The sequence below is a fragment of the Collimonas arenae genome (assembly GCF_000786695.1).
Classification (GTDB): Bacteria; Pseudomonadota; Gammaproteobacteria; order Burkholderiales; family Burkholderiaceae_D; genus Collimonas; species Collimonas arenae_A.
In genome coordinates this window covers 3,864,859-3,881,430 of record NZ_CP009962.1, presented here as the reverse complement: position 1 = coordinate 3,881,430, position 16,572 = coordinate 3,864,859, and the positions used below count along the sequence as shown (strand labels likewise).

At 57.7% G+C, this 16,572-nt stretch carries 12 protein-coding genes; 7 read left to right on the top strand and 5 right to left on the bottom strand.

Annotation, left to right across the window (positions count from 1 at the left end; genetic code table 11):
- The 4 genes from kdpE to LT85_RS17000 all read left to right on the top strand — a co-directional run bounded on the left by kdpE (position 1) and on the right by LT85_RS17000 (position 3,173).
- Entirely contained in the window at positions 1–696 is a 696-nt protein-coding gene (gene kdpE / locus LT85_RS17015; RefSeq protein ID WP_038496609.1) for a two-component system response regulator KdpE, read from the top strand.
- Between the two features lie 41 nt (positions 697–737).
- Positions 738–1,250 carry a cupin domain-containing protein gene (locus tag LT85_RS17010; protein ID WP_038491092.1) on the top strand — a complete coding sequence of 171 codons (513 nt, stop codon included), beginning with the start codon at positions 738–740 and terminating at the stop codon, positions 1,248–1,250.
- Between the two features lie 44 nt (positions 1,251–1,294).
- Positions 1,295–1,663: a nuclear transport factor 2 family protein gene (locus LT85_RS17005; RefSeq protein ID WP_038491089.1), complete on the top strand. Its 369-nt coding sequence runs from the start codon at positions 1,295–1,297 to the stop codon at positions 1,661–1,663.
- Positions 1,664–1,778: 115 nt separating this feature from the next.
- Positions 1,779–3,173 carry an MFS transporter gene (locus LT85_RS17000; RefSeq protein ID WP_172656996.1) on the top strand — a complete coding sequence of 465 codons (1,395 nt, stop codon included), beginning with the start codon at positions 1,779–1,781 and terminating at the stop codon, positions 3,171–3,173.
- Between the two features lie 40 nt (positions 3,174–3,213).
- Here the strand turns inward: LT85_RS17000 and cphA (LT85_RS16995) are convergent, their stop codons facing one another.
- Positions 3,214–5,784 carry a cyanophycin synthetase gene (gene cphA / locus LT85_RS16995; RefSeq protein ID WP_038491084.1) on the bottom strand — a complete coding sequence of 857 codons (2,571 nt, stop codon included), beginning with the start codon at positions 5,782–5,784 and terminating at the stop codon, positions 3,214–3,216.
- Between the two features lie 45 nt (positions 5,785–5,829).
- Positions 5,830–7,986 carry a cyanophycin synthetase gene (gene cphA / locus LT85_RS16990; RefSeq protein WP_038491081.1) on the bottom strand — a complete coding sequence of 719 codons (2,157 nt, stop codon included), beginning with the start codon at positions 7,984–7,986 and terminating at the stop codon, positions 5,830–5,832.
- A gap of 307 nt (positions 7,987–8,293) precedes the next feature.
- Here cphA (LT85_RS16990) and LT85_RS16985 point away from each other — a divergent pair, with 307 nt between their 5' ends.
- Both LT85_RS16985 and LT85_RS16980 read left to right on the top strand, forming a co-directional pair.
- The gene (locus tag LT85_RS16985; protein WP_038491078.1) at positions 8,294–10,612 is read left to right on the top strand and encodes an ABC transporter ATP-binding protein; all 2,319 of its coding nucleotides are present in this window, start codon (positions 8,294–8,296) and stop codon (positions 10,610–10,612) included.
- Between the two features lie 3 nt (positions 10,613–10,615).
- Positions 10,616–11,086 (top strand): DUF1854 domain-containing protein, encoded by a 471-nt coding sequence (locus tag LT85_RS16980; protein ID WP_038491075.1) that lies wholly within the window; start codon positions 10,616–10,618, stop codon positions 11,084–11,086.
- A gap of 48 nt (positions 11,087–11,134) precedes the next feature.
- Here LT85_RS16980 and LT85_RS16975 read toward each other — a convergent pair whose 3' ends face one another.
- From LT85_RS16975 to map, 3 genes are read right to left on the bottom strand one after another with little or no spacing between them, the layout of a single operon-like run.
- Positions 11,135–11,881, bottom strand: a complete 747-nt coding sequence (locus LT85_RS16975) for a pseudouridine synthase (RefSeq protein ID WP_038491072.1) — start codon at positions 11,879–11,881, stop codon at positions 11,135–11,137.
- Between the two features lie 46 nt (positions 11,882–11,927).
- Entirely contained in the window at positions 11,928–14,480 is a 2,553-nt protein-coding gene (locus LT85_RS16970; RefSeq protein ID WP_038491070.1) for a [protein-PII] uridylyltransferase, read from the bottom strand.
- A 29-nt stretch (positions 14,481–14,509) separates the two neighbouring features.
- Positions 14,510–15,331 (bottom strand): type I methionyl aminopeptidase, encoded by an 822-nt coding sequence (map, locus tag LT85_RS16965; protein ID WP_038491067.1) that lies wholly within the window; start codon positions 15,329–15,331, stop codon positions 14,510–14,512.
- Positions 15,332–15,686: 355 nt separating this feature from the next.
- On the opposite strand from map, the gene rpsB reads away from it, so the two are divergent.
- Positions 15,687–16,439: a 30S ribosomal protein S2 gene (gene rpsB, locus LT85_RS16955; protein WP_014005317.1), complete on the top strand. Its 753-nt coding sequence runs from the start codon at positions 15,687–15,689 to the stop codon at positions 16,437–16,439.
- Positions 16,440–16,572 lie beyond the last annotated feature (133 nt).

Below are 16,572 nucleotides of genomic sequence, written 5' to 3'. Positions count from 1 at the left end.
ATGCAACCGACCCCAATCGCGCTGCTGGTCGAAGACGAGCCGCAGATCCGCCGTTTTGTACGTGCTGCCCTGGAAGATGAAGGCTGGCAGATTTTTGAAGCGCCAACCATGCAGCGCGGCCTGATCGATTGCGGCACCCGCAAGCCGAACCTGGTGATTCTCGATCTCGGCCTGCCGGATGGCGACGGCATCGATTTCATCGCGGACGTGAGGAAATGGTCGCGCGTGCCTATCATCGTGCTGTCCGCACGCGTCAACGAAGCCGACAAGATCAAGGCGTTGGACGCCGGCGCCGACGATTACCTGAGCAAGCCGTTCGGCGTTGGCGAACTGCTGGCGCGGGTGCGTGCCACCTTGCGCCGCCAGCATCAGCCGCTGGCCGGCGACGATGGCTTGATCCGCTTCGGCGACGTCACGCTGGACTTGCAGGCGAGGCTGGTCACCAAGGCGCAGCAGCAGGTGCACCTGACGCCGACCGAGTACCGTTTGTTGACGGTGCTGGTAGCGAATGCGGGCAGGGTGGTGACCAACCCGCAATTGCTGAAAGAAGTATGGGGACCATCGCATTCCGAGAGCGGCCACTACTTGCGGATTTATATGGGGCACTTGCGGCAGAAACTTGAGGACGATCCGGCCCAGCCCAAGCATTTGCTGACTGAGACTGCAGTGGGGTACCGGATTCTGCTTTCCCAATAAAACCGACCTAGGCAAGCAGATCCAGACAAGCGGAGACGAAAATGACACGACCGGAATGTATAAAGAACTGGCAAGAGATTCGCGGTGCGGACGATTCGCATTATCCGGACAGCGCCGAGCTGATGTCGATCGGCTCTCCTTTCGGTAAAACTTTCGGCCTGCGGCGGCTCGGGATTCATCATGAATTGCTGCAGCCCGGACGCCGTACCTCATGGCCGCATGCGGAGAAAACCGAAGAGGAATTCGTCTACGTCATTGAAGGAACGCCTGACGTCTGGCTGGACGGCCATCTGCACCGGCTGGCGCCGGGGGACGGCGTCGGTTTCGCCACCGGCACCGGGCTGGCGCATACCTTTATCAACAATACCGAGAGCGACGTTCGGTTGCTGGTGGTGGGTGAATGCTTCCGCGCCGACAACCAGGTGATCTATCCTTTGCACCCGGAGCGCAATGCATCCATCGGCGCACAGTACTGGAGCGATGCGCCGCAAGAATCGCTAGGTCCGCATGACGGCTTGCCGGATAAATTGCGGCAATCAAACGGTCCTTTCTGAAGTGTGTATAGTTCTCAGACCACACACCATCACAGGATCATTTCATGCCAAATCGAGAACGTGTTGAAAGTTTTATAAAACTGGTTGTGCAAGGAGAGTACGTCGAGGCGATCGAGAAGTTTTACACCGAGGATGCCTCCATGCAGGAAAACCAGGAACCGCCGCGCAAAGGTATCCGCCTGCTGGTGGCGGGTGAAGAAAAGGCGCTTTCCAGTGTCAAGGAAATTCGGACGCTGGCAGCCAAGTCGTTCCTGATCGATGGCGACAGGGTCGCCATCAACTGGCTGTTTCAGATCACGGTGCCGGACGGCCGCAGCTTCCAGCAAGACGAAATCGCTTACCAGGTATGGCGCGGCGACAAGATCGTGGAAGAACAGTTTTATTACGACCCGGGCCAGCGCAAACCGGCTTAACCCGGCGATGAATGATGCAAGCTCCTGCCGGTTTTCATAATTAGGTGTAAACTACCCCCAGACAGATGCAACGCTGCTTGCATCTGTCTTTTTGTTTACCCTACGGTTATCGGCAGTGCAACGTACTCTCCTCATCCCGCTGATTGTTGCTTGTGCGCTGTTCATGGAAAACATGGACGCGACGGTGATTGCTACCTCCTTGCCAGTGCTGGCGCGCGACCTCGGACAAGATCCGCTTACCCTGAAACTTGCTTTGACCTCGTATGTGGTCGGTCTTGGCGTGTTTATTCCGATCAGCGGCTGGGTTGCCGACCGTTTCGGCGCACGCACGGTGTTCCGCTCGGCGATCCTGGTATTCCTTTGCGGCTCGCTGATGTGCGCTGTTTCCAGTTCCCTGGCCGCATTTGTCGCGGCGCGTTTCTTGCAAGGGATAGGCGGCGCCATGATGGTGCCGGTTGGCCGCATTGTGATTTTCCGCGCGGTGCCGCGTACCGAGCTGGTCAAGGCCATCAGCTACCTGACGATTCCGTCGCAACTGGGACCTGTGATCGGACCTCCGCTGGGCGGCTTCATCACTACCTATTTCCATTGGCGCTGGATTTTCCTGATCAATGTGCCGATCAGCATTCTCGGCATGTACCTCGCCAGCAAATACATCGAGAACTACCGCTCTGACGATGTGCAGCCGCTCGACATGAAGGGCTTCGTGCTGTCGGCGGTCGGCAGTACCTTGCTGATGCTGGGCTTGTCCATGATCGACGGCGAGTTGCTGGCGTCTGAATGGGCATTCGCCATGTGCGTGTTGGGCGGATTGACTCTGTATGTGTATCTGCAGCACGCCCGGCGCGAACCGTTTCCGCTACTCGATTTGCGCCTGTTGCGCATACCGACGTTCCGCGCCAGCGTGCTGGGCGGCTCGCTGTTTCGTATCGGTCTTGGGGCCGTACCATTTTTGCTGCCGTTGGCGCTGCAGGTCGGTTTCGGCATGAATGCATTTCATGCGGGAACCATTACCTGCGCCTCGGCGTTTGGCGCCATCTTCATGAAAGCAATCGGCACTTCGGTGCTGCGCCGCTACGGCTTCCGTTCCGTGTTGATCTGGAATGCGGTGCTGGCGGGCCTGGCGTTGGCCTCATACGGCCTGTTCACGCCGACCACGCCTTACCTGGTGATGATGGTAGTGGTCCTGCTGGGCGGCTTTTTTCCATCGATGCAATTTACCTGCCTCAACACCATGGCCTATGCCGATCTGGACAGTGCCGACGTCAGCCGCGCTACCAGCCTGGCCAGCGTGGTGCAGCAGATTTCCTTGGGGCTGGGAGTGACTATCGGCGGGCTGGCGGTGCATTTCTCCAGTCGCCTGCAGGGGCATTCGACTATCGTGGCCGGCGATTTCTGGCCGGCTTTCATTGTCATCGGTTTGTTCTCGATGGCATCGATTCCGGTAACCCGGCGCTTGCCGTTGAATGCCGGCGCTGCCTTGACCGGACACAAACCGGTGAACGCGTAGGTCTCTCCCGATAGAATCGTTCGAGACCTACGAAACCTGCTTAGACTTCCGCTATGCGCTTGGCGATATGTTCCAGCGCCTCTTCTACCTGGTCAACCAGAATCAGGCAAAGATCTCCCGGCGACAAATGCGACAACGCAGTATCAATGGCGATAAACTCGCCATTGATTTCTTCCGTAGCGGTGGTGCGACGGGCATTTTTCAAGCCCTCGCGCAACAAGCCCAGCACTTCGCCATCGGCACGGCCGCGCTGGCACTGGTCCTGGTACAGGATTACTTCGTCGAAGGCATCGCCAAGAATTTCAGTCTGGTGACGGATGTCGATGTCGCGGCGGTCGCCGGCGCCGCTGATGACTACTGAGCGGCGTTTGGCCGGCATGCTGTCAATCGCCTTGACCAGCGCCTGGATAGCATCCGGATTGTGGCCGTAGTCGGCGATCAGGGTGGCGCCGCGATAGTCGAAGACGTTGAAACGGCCGGGCGCAGTGGCGGCATCGTTGATAAAGCTGGCAAGACCGGCGTGTATGACATCCCAGTCCAGGTTCAAGGCCCAGGCGGCGGCGATCGCTGCCATGGCGTTTTCAATCTGGAAGCCGATTGTGCCATTGCGCGTGAGCGGAATTTCTTGCAGGAGGAACCGATGCTCTTGCTTGCCTTTGGCGGCGACAATAGCGTTACCGTCCTGGTACACCACACGATGACCTTGTGCGCGATGCGTGGTCATCAACGGATGATGAAAATCGTGCGCGAAAAAGGTGACTGAGCCGGGGCAGGACTTGGCCATGCTGGCGACCATCGGGTCGGCTGCGTTCAAGACGGCATGGCCGCCAGGTGCGACGTTTTCAACGATGACGCGTTTGACGACGCTCAGGTCTTCGACCGTGCTGATAAAACTCAGGCCGAGATGGTCGCCCATGCCGATATTGGTTACCACGGCGACGTCGCAGCGGTCGAAACCCAAGCCTTCGCGCAAGATGCCGCCGCGTGCCGTTTCAAATACGGCTGCGTCAACATCCGGATGCATCAGGACATTGCGGGCGCTGCGCGGGCCGCTGCAGTCGCCGGTGTCGATGCGTTGTTTTTCGATGTAAACGCCATCGGAATTGGTCATCCCGACGCGCAGGCCTTTACGGCCCAGCAGATGAGCGATCAGGCGCACGGTGGTCGTCTTGCCGTTGGTGCCGGCGACCGCGACCAGCGGAATGCGGCCGTTGTCACCCTCGGCAAACATGGTGGACATGATGGCGGCGCCGACCGGACGGCCTTTGCCGTAGGACGGGCTGATATGCATGCGCAGGCCGGGTGCGGCGTTGACTTCGACCACGCCGCCTTCTTGTTCTTCCAGCGGCTGGTGGACATTGTTGCAGACCACATCCACGCCGCAGATATCCAGTCCGACCATTTGAGCCGCAGCGACGGCGCGTGCGGCCATCTCAGGATGTACGTCTTCGGTGACGTCGGTGGCGGTGCCGCCGGTGCTCAGGTTGGCGTTGTTACGTAATACCACGCGTACGCCTTGCGGCGGAATCGAATCGGCGGAGTAATTCTGTTTTGCCAGCGTCGCCAGGGCGATCGCATCGAAGCGGATCTTGGTCAGCGAAGTGGCGTGGCCTTCGCCGCGCAGCGGATCGCTGTTGACCTGGTTCACCAGTTGGCTGATGGTATGCACGCCGTCGCCGATGACTTGCGGTGGATCGCGGCGGGCGGCGGCCACCAGATGATTGCCGACTACCAGCAGGCGGAAATCATGGCCGGGCAGGTAACGCTCGACGATCACTTCCGAACAAATTTTGGAGGCCACGGCAAACGCCGCAATGACCTGTTCGCGGGCAGTGATGTTGACTGCGACGCCTTTGCCTTGATTGCCATCGCGCGGTTTGAGCACTACCGGGCTGGCGATTTCCTGCGCCGCGGCCCATGCTTCTTCCGCAGTAGAGACGACGCGGCCCATCGGCACCGGCACGCCGGCGGCGTTCAACAGTTTCTTGGTCAGGTCTTTGTCTTGCGCGATGGATTCGGCGATCGCGCTGGTGTAGTTGGTTTCCGCAGCCTGGATACGGCGCTGGCGGCTGCCCCAGCCGAATTGCACCATGCTGCCGCCAGTCAGGCGACGGAACGGGATGCCGCGTGTCACCGCTGCATGGACGATGGAGCCTGTGCTTGGTCCGAGGCGGATATCTTCATCCAGTTCTTGCAGGCGCGCCAGTGCGCCGGCCAGATCGAAAGGCTGGTCAGTCAACGCCGCCAGGCACAGTTGTTGCGCCAGTTCAAACGCCAGCTGGCCGACTTCTTCTTCGCTGTATTCGACGATGACCTGATAGACGCCGGCATCCAGCGTCGGCACGGTACGGCTGAAGGTGACCGGGCAGCCCGCTTCCGATTGCAGGCCGAGCGCGGCGATTTCCAGGGCGTGCGCCATCGACACCACGCCGTTCTTGCCGGTCGCCTCCAGGAAACCCATCTGTGGGAAACGCTCACGCAGCTTGGCTTCGAAGCCGGCGATGCCTGCGATGGCGCGCTCGGCTTCGGTGCAGGACACAATGGCTTCAATAGCGGTATGTCGACTCCACAGATTGGGGCCGCGAAGTACTCGGATACGTGATACGTCCATTAACAGGATTTCCTAATTGTCTAATTATTTGCTGAAAATTTACAACTACGCCATGTCGAAAGTTTCGATCCCTGCACGTATCAGATCGTGAGAGATGTCCAGTGCCCATGCCGCCGCAACCGCTGCGAGCACGTTTTCAATCTGGAAGCTATCTTTGCTGCGGGCGATCAGCGGCACGGTCGTGATGTCAGCCAGCAGCATTTCATCCTTGCCGATGGCGAGCATGATCTGGTCATTGCGGACAAACACTGCGCGCTTTTTCTTTTCAAGGTGTTCTGCAATCACCGGCAGGGCAGGATTGATGCCAAAGAAAATCACTTCGCCGTCGCATAGCGAAGCCATGTCTGCCACCAGCTTGTCGGCGGCGTTCAGCACTGCGACGCCGGTCGGCAAGACGACATCGACCTGGGTCCGGGTGACTTTCACCATTTCCTCGGCATCGCCGATGTAATACTGCGGCAGGCTGTCGTTGGCGGCGATATTAGTGACCACACCGACCTGGCAGCGATCGTAGACCAGTCCTTCGGACAGGATCGTATCGTGGCTATTTTCAAATACCGCCGCTTCCACTGCACGGTTGATCAGCACACGTTGCGCCGATTCCCAATTTGCGCAATCGCCTTTTTCAACCTGGCGCTGAGCGAAATACAAGCCATCGCCGCAAGCCAGCCCGACGTGATTGCCGCTCAAGTGCAATTGCCATGCGATCAGGCGCGAGACGGTGGTTTTGCCGTGGGTGCCGGAGACGCCGACAATCGGAATGCGGCCATTGTCGCCGGCGGCGAACAGGTGTTCGATAATTGCTCGTCCCACCGGACGCGGCCGGCCTTCGGCCGGTTTCAGATGCATCAGCAAACCGGGGCCGGCGTTGACTTCAACAATAGCGCCGCGCTGTTCTTCCAGCGGCCGGGAAATGTCTCCCGCCACCAGGTCGACGCCTGCAATGTCCAGACCGACAACGCGCGCCGCCAGCGACGCAGCGGCGGCGACGCTTGGATGCACCAGATCGGTGACATCGATCGAGACGTTGCCGTTGCGTTGAATCAGTATTTGTTTACCGGCAGGAGGGATCGAGGCGCCGGTAAAGCCCTGGCGTTCCAGTTCTACCCGTACTACCGGTTCCTGATCCAGCAGCACTAGGCTCAGCGGACATTCTTCCAGCTCGCCGCGGCGCGGATCGGAATTGATCTGACTATTGATCAACTGCTCAATGGTTGAAGTGCCGTCGGCAATTACCGATAGCGGCTCGCCGCGCGCGGCTGCTGCAAGGCGGCCGCCGACGATCAGCAGGCGATGTTCATTGCCCGGGATGAAACGTTCGACAATCACGCTGCTGCCTTCTTCCAACGCCAGCTTGTAGGCGGTTTCGATTTCAGCGCGGGTGTTGAGGTCGATGAAAACGCCGCGGCCATGATTGGCGTCGGACGGTTTCACCACGACAGGCAGGCCGATGTCTTCGGCGGCTTCCCAGGCTTCTTCGGGACTTTCCACCAGTTGGCCTTCAGGTACAGGCACGCCGCAAGCTTGCAGCAGTGTCTTGGTCAGGTCCTTGTCGCTGGAGATGCTTTCGGCGATGGCGCTGGTCTGATCGGTTTCAGCCGTCCAGATGCGGCGCTGGCGAATGCCGTGGCCGAGTTGCACCAAGTTGCCGTCGGTCAGACGGAAAGAGGGGATGCGGCGTTCATCCGCAGCTTCGACGATGCAGGCGGTGCTGGGCCCCAGGCAGCGCGAATCGACCATCGCACGCAGTGTGGCGATAGAGGCGGGAACGTCGAACGGTTTATCTTCAATCGCCGCCATGACCAGGTCGCGGGCGGCATGCAGGGCGGCGCGGGTGACTTCTTCGTGGCGCGCGCGCACCGCTACTTTATAGACGCCGCGCACTGAGGTGCTGCGGGCTTTGCCGAAACCGCCGGGCATTCCGGCCAGGTTTTGCAATTCCAGGGTAACGTGTTCGAGAATGTGGCCGGGCCAGGTGCCGTCCTGCAGCCGTTGTACAAAGCCGCCGCGTTCGCCATAACTGCAACGGTGTTCAATCAGGGATGGTAGCCAGCCGGTCAGGCGCTGGTTAAAGCCGGGTAGTGTGTTGGAGGGGAAGTCTTCCAGTTCTCCGATGTCGATCCACGCCTCAAGGGTTGATCTATACGTCCATATATTTGGTCCGCGGAGGGACATGATACGGAGAATTTCAATGTTTTTCATGAGTCAGCAATGAGACTATAGGTGTTGGCCAAAATGGCCATGAGTTGATTCGGAACGATTGCGCGTGCCGATTTCAACACCCTGCAACAACTTCTAACGCGCTGAAGCGCGATTCGGTTTACATCGAATTACTAAAAAACAAATACTAAAAAAGATAGTGTTATTTAGTAACGAAGAGTAACGTTTCCAGAAAACCCGATAGGATATAATACTTGCGGCAGACGATGTGCGCCATTTAAGGCGATTTCACACAAAATTCCATCCGGTCCGCAAGCCTTTGTGCAGGCGGACACACCATGCCGTTTAGATGAAAAGCAACCATTTATCCCCTGTTTCCAGCACCGCTAATTATTTACTCAATAATTTGCCAGCCACTTTGCGTGCCGAAGTGATAACTCAGCTAGCTCCCGCCGAGGAAGTTCTCGCGTCTTTGGCAATCGATCTTAACGCTACCTTGCATTTTGCGCATGGACTGGTGCTGGTCACCAGCCAGCGCGTGCTGGCCAAGATGGCCGACGACAGCAACTGGCGCGAATGGCGTTACCAGCCCGGCATGAAGCTTGGCCATTACGATCATGCCGGCGTCGGCACCCTGGAGTTGCATGATGATCAACAGCAGCTGGCCAGCTGGCGGTATACGCTCGGCCTCAATCTGGAAGCGCTGCGACTGATCAAGGTATTTGATCAACAGCGCGACGACCATCTGGCAGGGCTCACGGCGCTGCGTGAAGAACAAGCGCTTTGTCCGCAATGTAAAGCGCCTTTGCCGGCCGGCAGCGACGAATGCTTGATTTGTCCGGAAAAGGGCGATGCGCCGTCCTCGACCTGGGCCTTGTTCCGGCTGGGGCGTTTTGCCAAGCCATACAAGGGTATGCTGTTGCTGGGTTTCGTGCTGATGTTGATTTCTACCGCTGCCACCTTGGTGCCGCCGTACCTGATGGGGCCGCTGATGGACAATGTGCTGATCCCTTATCAGAACGGCAAACCGATCAATGTCGACCTGGTCAAACTCTACTTGTCGGGCCTGCTGGCATCGGCGTTGGTGGCCTGGAGCCTGGGCTGGGCCCGTACTTATATATTGGCCTTGGTCAGCGAGCGCATCGGCGCCAATTTGCGCACCACTACGTACGAACATCTGTTGCGCCTGTCGCAAGAATATTTCGGCGGCAAGCGCACAGGCGATCTGATGGCGCGTATCGGTTCTGAAAGTGACCGCATTTGCGTGTTCCTGTCCTTGCATCTGCTGGACTTCGCCATTGACGTCCTGATGATCATCATGACTGCGGTGATTCTGTTCTCGATCAATCCGTGGCTGGCCTTGGTGACTCTGGTGCCGCTGCCGTTCATCGCATGGATGATCCATCTGGTGCGCGACCGCCTCAAGCACGGTTTTGAAAAGATCGACCGTATCTGGGCCGAGGTCACTAATGTCCTGGCCGACACTATTCCAGGCATCCGCGTGGTCAAGGCCTTTGCCCAGGAAAAGCGCGAAGCCACGCGTTTCCGCGACGCCAACCAGCACAACTTGCTGGTTAATGACAAGGTCAACAAGATATGGTCGCTGTTTTCGCCGACAGTGACTTTGCTGACAGAAATCGGGTTGCTGGTGGTATGGATATTCGGTATCTGGGAAGTATCCAAGAATGAGATCACGGTCGGTGTGCTGGCTTCGTTCCTGGCGTATATCAGCCGTTTCTATACCCGTCTTGATTCGATGAGCCGGATCGTCTCGGTGACGCAAAAGGCTGCAGTCGGCGCCAAGCGCATCTTTGAAATCCTCGACCATGTTTCCAGCGTTCCCGAGCCGGCCAATCCGGTCCATCTGGAAAAAGTGGAAGGCGCCATTGCGTTGCGCGATATCGGTTTCCGTTACGGCAATCGGGCGGTGATGCGCGGCGTCAACCTGGACATCAGGCCGGGTGAGATGATCGGTCTGGTCGGTCACAGCGGCTCGGGCAAGAGCACGCTGGTGAACCTGATTTGCCGTTTCTACGATGTCTCGGAAGGATCGATACGCATCGATGGTGTTGATATCCGCTCAATGCCGATTTCGGAATACCGCCGTAATATCGGGTTGGTGCTGCAAGAGCCGTTCTTGTTCTTCGGTACGATTGCCGAGAATATCTGTTACGGCAAACCGGAAGCGACGAGGGAGGAAATCGTTGCCGCAGCACGCGCCGCGCACGCCCATGAATTCATCTTGCGCCTGCCGCAGGGCTACGACTCGCTGGTCGGTGAACGCGGCCAGGCGTTGTCGGGCGGCGAACGTCAGCGTATTTCGATCGCACGCGCGCTGCTGATCGATCCGCGTATCCTGATCATGGACGAAGCCACTTCATCGGTAGATACCACGACTGAAAAAGAAATCCAGAAAGCACTCGACAACCTGGTGCAAGGCCGAACCACGATTGCTATTGCCCATCGTCTGTCGACCCTGCGCAAGGCTGACCGCTTGGTGGTGCTGGACCGTGGCCAGATCGTTGAAGTCGGCAGCCATGACGAATTGATGCTGGCTGAGGGCGCTTACTATCGCCTGTACCAGGCGCAGTTGCGCAATGCCGATGGTGAGGGCGAGCCGCAACTGGTAGACGAAGACAGCGAAGAGAATGACGAGAGCGTGGCGTAACCTATGACAACACATGATTTCACACTAAGCCACAACGCTTTTGGCCGCCTGGTCTACACCGCCGCCGATGGCGAGATGCACGAAGGCGTTGTGCCGGTACGCGCCTTTCCGATCGGCGCGCCGGATGACGGACTATCGCTGGTGAACGCGGACGGCCACGAACTGGCCTGGATCAGCCGCTTGTCGGATTTGCCGGATGACACCAGGGAGATTGTCGAAAAGGAATTGGCAAGCCGCGAGTTCATGCCGGAAATCAAGCGCATACAAAGGGTTTCCAGCTACACCTCTCCCAGCACCTGGTACGTGGAAACCAATCGCGGCGATGCTTCTTTTACGCTCAAGGGCGAAGAAGATATTCGCCGTATCGTATCGACCAGCTTGCTGATCGCCGACAGTCATGGCGTGCAATTTTTGATTCGGGATACGCTGGCGCTGGATAAGGTCAGCCGCAAGATCCTGGACCGGTTTTTGTAGAAATAGCGCGCCTCGGGTTGACGTCGCTCAACTCGAGGCGCGTTCAAATTAGAACTGCTCGTCAGCGCCCAGATAACGCCATTGTCCTTCAGGTAAATTCCCCAGCTTCACTCCGCCAATCCGCACCCGTTTCAATCCCAGTACTTTCAACCCGACCATATCGCACATGCGGCGGATCTGGCGTTTTTTACCTTCGCGCAAAGTGAAGCTCAACTGATCCTCGTTCTGCCATTTGACGATCGCTGGCTTGAGTTTTTTGCCGTCCAGCGTCAGGCCGAAATTGAGACGGCGCAGGTCGCTGTCGGGCAGTTTGTCACCCTTGGTATAGCGCACTCGCACCAGGTATTCCTTGTCGACGCTGGTTTCTTCGCCGATCAGATGCTTGGCGATACGGCCATCCTGAGTCAGTACGAGCAAACCGACCGAGTCGATGTCGAGGCGTCCGGCCGGGACCAGGCTACGTAGCTGGGTCGGATGGAACAGGGTCGGTGAGCTGTCTTCGCTCCAGCGGTTGGCTTCCTTGATCAATGCCACCGCCGGCTGGTAGCCGTCTTCGGCCTGGCCGCTGACGAAGCCTACCGGCTTGTTGATCAGAATGGTGACGCGCTTCGATTGCTCGGCGGCGGCCTGGCGTTCTACGCTAATGCGTTGGCTGGGAAGTACCTTGCTGCCGAGTTCGGAGACGACGATACCGTCGACCCGCACCCAGCCGCGCGCGATCCATTCATCGGCCTCGCGGCGCGAGCATAGCCCGAGTTCAGACATGCGTTTGGAAAGGCGTAGTGGTTCAGTCATGGGCTGCTAAAAAAATAAAATTAAAAATATCGTATATGTCGTCAGGTCAGACATGCAAGGCGTCCAGCAAATCCGTCTCTAGCTGGATTTGCAGGCGCGCATGGCTGAGTGCGTTGCCGTCGACCAGGAATACGTCTTCGACGCGCTCGCCGAGCGTCATGATCTTGGCGGTGTGCAAGTTGATCTTGTGTTTGGCCAGCACGCTGGCGACCGAGTAGAGCAGGCCGGTGCGGTCGTTTGCGGTAATCGACAGCAGGTAATAATGGCCGCGGTCGTCCGGCCGCAGATCGACTGTCGGCGTCAGCGGGAAGGTGCGCGACAGGCGCGAGAGGCGTCCGCGCGAGGCGCGGGGCAACGCGCTGTCGGCTTGCAGCAGGGCAGTCAGCTCATGTTCGATCAGGTTGATGATGTCGCGATAATGCTTGGCGAACAGCGGTGCGCTGATCAGGAAAGAGTCGAGCGCATAGCCATGCCGCGTGGTCTGGATCTTGGCATCCAGGATGCTGAAATTCTTGCTGTCGAAATAACTGCAGATGCGGATGAACAGGTCGCTTCGGTCTTTAGTGTAGACCGCAACTTGCAGCCCTTCGCCGATCGGCGCCAGGCGGCACTTGACGATCGGTATCTGGCTGTCGATCTGGTTATAGAAGGAGCGCGTTTGCCAGGCGATATCGGAAGAATCGTGACGCAGGAAATAGGCGACGTCGAGTTGCTGCCACAGGGCTTCATGGGCATCTTGCGGCAAGCCGTACAAGCGCAGGGTTTTCAGCGCTTCTTCCTGGCGGTTCTTCAGCTCGCGGTCGGCCGAAGGCGTTTCACCGCCGAGCACCCGCAAGGTCATGCGGTACAGATCTTCCAGCAGCTTGCCTTTCCAGGCATTCCATACTTTGGGGCTGGTGCCGCGGATGTCGGCCACGGTCAGCAGATAGAGGGCCGTCAGATGGCGTTCATCCTTGACGGTATCGGCAAAATGCAGGATTACGTCAGGGTCCGACAAATCCTGCTTTTGCGCCACTTGCGACATCGTCAGGTGGTGTTCGACCAGGAAAACCACCAGCGCAGTGTCTTCGGCGGCCAGTCCGTGATGCTGGCAGAAATGCAGGGCGTCTGTCATGCCCAGTTTGGAGTGATCGCCGCCACGGCCCTTGGCGATATCGTGGAACAAGGCGGCCACATACAATAGCCAGGGACGCGGGAAATTGGCGATCAGCTGGCTGCAAAACGGATATTCATGTGCGTGTTCGCTCATCGTGAAGCGGCGCACATTGCGCACCACCATCAGGATGTGCTGGTCGACGGTATAGACGTGAAACAGGTCGTGCTGCATCTGGCCGACGATGCGCCGGAAATTAGGCAGGTAGCGGCCCAGGATGCTGGTCTGGTTCATGCCGCGCAGCGCGTGGGTAATTCCTTGCGGCGCCTGGATGATCTGGATGAACAGAGAGCGGTTGACCGGATCGCGGCGGAAAGCGTTGTCGATCTTGACCCGCGCATGCCACAGCGCGCGCCGGGTGCGTGCGGTCATGTCGCGCAATTCACTGTGCTGGGCCAGCAACAGAAACAGTTCCAGCATGGCCGACGGCGTGGTCTTGAACAGGTCGTCGTAGGCAATATCGATCAGGCGGTTCAGATGGTTGAAGCGATCATTGATACGCTGCGGCACCATCGGTTGGGGAAACAGTTGTACTTCGATGTTCTGCAGCAGAATGGTGTTGAGCTGGGTCACCGCTTTGGCCGCCCAGTAATAGCGCTGCATGAGGTATTCGCTGGCGCGCCGCGTCTCGGTAGTCTGGAAACCCAGCGCTTCGGCGATCGGGGTCTGGACGTCGAACACCAGGCGATCTTCACGCCGGTTGGTATAGATGTGCAGGCGGATCCGGATATCCTTGAAGGCGCGCTCCTGGCGCGACAGCTGGCGCGCTTCGGCGGCCGTGATCAGGCCGTGCTTGGCAAGCTTGGCCCAGGATTCGCCGAGACCTGCAGCCTTGGCCACCCACAAGATCACCTGTAAGTCGCGCAGGCCGCCCGGGCTTTCCTTGCAGTTGGGCTCCAGGCTGTATGGCGTGTCTTCATACTTGACATGGCGCTGGCGCATTTCCAGAATTTTTTCCTGGAAGAATGCGCAAGGATCCATCGCCGCACTGCAACGTTCCTGTAATTGAGAGAACAGTGGTTGATTGCCGGTCACCAGCCGTGCTTCAAGCAGGCTGGTCTGCACCGTAATGTCAGCGGCGGATTCGCTCAGGCACTCGTCGACGGTGCGGATGCTGTGGCCGATTTCCAGGCCGATGTCCCAGAACAGCTGGACCAGTTGCTCCAGTCGTGGCTTCAATTCCGCATCGGGTGCTGCACCGAGCAAGATCAATACGTCGACGTCGGAGTGCGGAAACAACTCGCCGCGGCCATAACCGCCGACCGCTACCAGCGCCGTCGAGGGCGGCATGCCCAGCATTTTCCAGGCCTGGGTGAGGGCGATGTCGACGCTGCGACGCAATGCAGTCAGCAATTCGCCGGGTTTGCCGTCGGCGAGAAATGCAGAGATGATGACTTGCCGCTCGGTTCTAAGCTGCTGTTTCAGGGTCGCGGCAAGTGTCGTCATGTACGGCTTTTAAGTTTTACTGGGTGTTATCAGGCAGTGGCAGTTGCTTGCTGGATGAAGGCAGGCGGAGGTGGCGTACCTGCGGATACGGTCAGCACCTCGTAACCGGTTTCGGTCACCAGCACGGTATGTTCCCACTGTGCGGACAGGCTGCGATCCTTGGTTTTGATGGTCCAGCCGTCGCCCATTTCGCGGATATCGCGGCGGCCGGCGTTGATCATCGGCTCCACCGTGAAAATCATGCCGGCTTCCAACCGCTCGAGCGTACCCGGACGGCCATAATGCAAGACTTGCGGCTCTTCATGGAATACCTTGCCGATACCGTGGCCGCAGAATTCGCGTACGACGCTGTAGCCGGCTTTCTCGGCGTGCTGCTGAATGACGAAGCCGATATCGCCCAGATGTGCGCCCGGTTTGATCTTGGCGATGCCCAGCCACATGCATTCATAGGTGATGTCGCCCAGGCGCTTGGCCATGATCGACGGTTCGCCGACATAGAACATGCGGCTAGTGTCGCCGTGGTAGCCGTTTTTGATGATGGTAATGTCGAGATTTACGACGTCGCCGGTTTTCAATACCTTGTCGCCTGGAATGCCGTGGCAGATAACATCGTTGACCGAGGTGCAAATTGCCTTCGGGTAGGGCGTGTAGCCAGGCGGGCAATAATTGAGCGGGGCGGGAATTGAATCTTGCACGTTTGTCATGAATTCATGGCACAAGCGATCCAGCTCCCCGGTCGTCACGCCGGCCTTGACGAAAGGCGTAATGTAGTCGAGCACCTCGGAGGCAAGTTTGCCTGCGATGCGCATGCCCGCGATGTCTTCGGCGGTTTTAATGGAGATAGAAGTCATATAAAAAAAGAGATGCGAAAGAGAAATTCGAAGAAAGAATCGAAAAATAAAGGCAAATCCGCTGGCGATACCCTAAAACAGCCGGAAAAACGGGCAAAAGGGATGGGATTCATTCAGGTAACGATTATAAACGAGCAGCACAAGATGCGCTTAAAGATATGGCTCCTGGTACTTGAAGAAGTCTGTGGTTTTGGGTTACAATCTTGGGTTAGCTCGAATTGTTATCGGGTTATGTTGAAGTGCAAGTAGTTAAATTTAATGTTTTTGAATCGCGAATCCGCTCGAAAAGGGTGCTGTTTTTCCTGATGGAAAGACGGTGACTGAGCTGGTTCCAGACCCAACCCTGGAGAAAATTATGTCCGTAACAATGCGTGAAATGCTGGAAGCCGGTGTCCATTTCGGTCACCAAACCCGTTTCTGGAACCCAAAGATGGCGCCGTTCATCTTCGGTCACCGCAACAAGATTCACATCGTCAACCTGGAAAAAACCCTGGGCATGTACCAGGAGGCGATGAAGTACATCCGCCAATTGTCGTCCAATCGTGGCAACATCCTGTTTGTCGGCACCAAGCGTCAAGCGCGCGAAATCGTGGCTGCTGAAGCTGCACGTTCGGGTTCGCCTTTCGTTGACCAACGCTGGTTGGGCGGCATGCTGACCAACTTCAAGACCATCAAGACTTCTATCAAGCGCCTGAAGGAAATGGAAGCTTCGATCGAAGACGGTTCGGTTGAAAAGCTGAGCAAAAAAGAAGGCCTGATGTTCCAGCGTGAACTGATCAAGCTGCAAAAAGCCATCGGCGGCATCAAGGACATGGGCGGCATTCCTGACGCAATTTTCGTGATCGACGTTGGTTACCACAAAGGCGCGATCACTGAAGCGGCCAAGCTGGGCATCCCGGTTATCGGCGTGGTTGATACCAACCACTCGCCAGACGGCGTGACATACGTCATTCCAGGTAACGATGACTCATCCAAGGCAATCGCTTTGTACGCTCGTGGCGTTGCTGATGCAATCCTCGAAGGCCGCGCCAATGCAGTAAACGACGTAGTTGAAGCCATCAAGGGCGCAGCTGGCGACGAATTCGTTGAAGTTAACGACCAAGCTTAAGTCTTCCAAGCTTGAATTCTGATACGTCAGAATAAAAAAGGGGGCGAGGTTGCTCCCTTTTTTGTATCACCTGCATTTGTATTACCCGATTTTTACCCGAATATATTTTGAATGATGGCGCTGGAATCCCGAT

Bases quoted from the DNA above. Each gene is read 5' to 3' on its own strand.
- kdpE (WP_038496609.1), top strand. From the start codon at position 1: ATGCAACCGACCCCAATCGCGCTGCTGGTCGAAGACGAGCCGCAGATC.
- LT85_RS17010 (WP_038491092.1), top strand. From the start codon at position 738: ATGACACGACCGGAATGTATAAAGAACTGGCAAGAGATTCGCGGTGCG.
- LT85_RS17005 (WP_038491089.1), top strand. From the start codon at position 1,295: ATGCCAAATCGAGAACGTGTTGAAAGTTTTATAAAACTGGTTGTGCAA.
- cphA (WP_038491084.1), bottom strand. From the start codon at position 5,784: ATGGACGTATCACGTATCCGAGTACTTCGCGGCCCCAATCTGTGGAGT.
- cphA (WP_038491081.1), bottom strand. From the start codon at position 7,986: ATGAAAAACATTGAAATTCTCCGTATCATGTCCCTCCGCGGACCAAAT.
- LT85_RS16985 (WP_038491078.1), top strand. From the start codon at position 8,294: ATGAAAAGCAACCATTTATCCCCTGTTTCCAGCACCGCTAATTATTTA.
- LT85_RS16980 (WP_038491075.1), top strand. From the start codon at position 10,616: ATGACAACACATGATTTCACACTAAGCCACAACGCTTTTGGCCGCCTG.
- LT85_RS16975 (WP_038491072.1), bottom strand. From the start codon at position 11,881: ATGACTGAACCACTACGCCTTTCCAAACGCATGTCTGAACTCGGGCTA.
- LT85_RS16970 (WP_038491070.1), bottom strand. From the start codon at position 14,480: ATGACGACACTTGCCGCGACCCTGAAACAGCAGCTTAGAACCGAGCGG.
- map (WP_038491067.1), bottom strand. From the start codon at position 15,331: ATGACTTCTATCTCCATTAAAACCGCCGAAGACATCGCGGGCATGCGC.
- rpsB (WP_014005317.1), top strand. From the start codon at position 15,687: ATGTCCGTAACAATGCGTGAAATGCTGGAAGCCGGTGTCCATTTCGGT.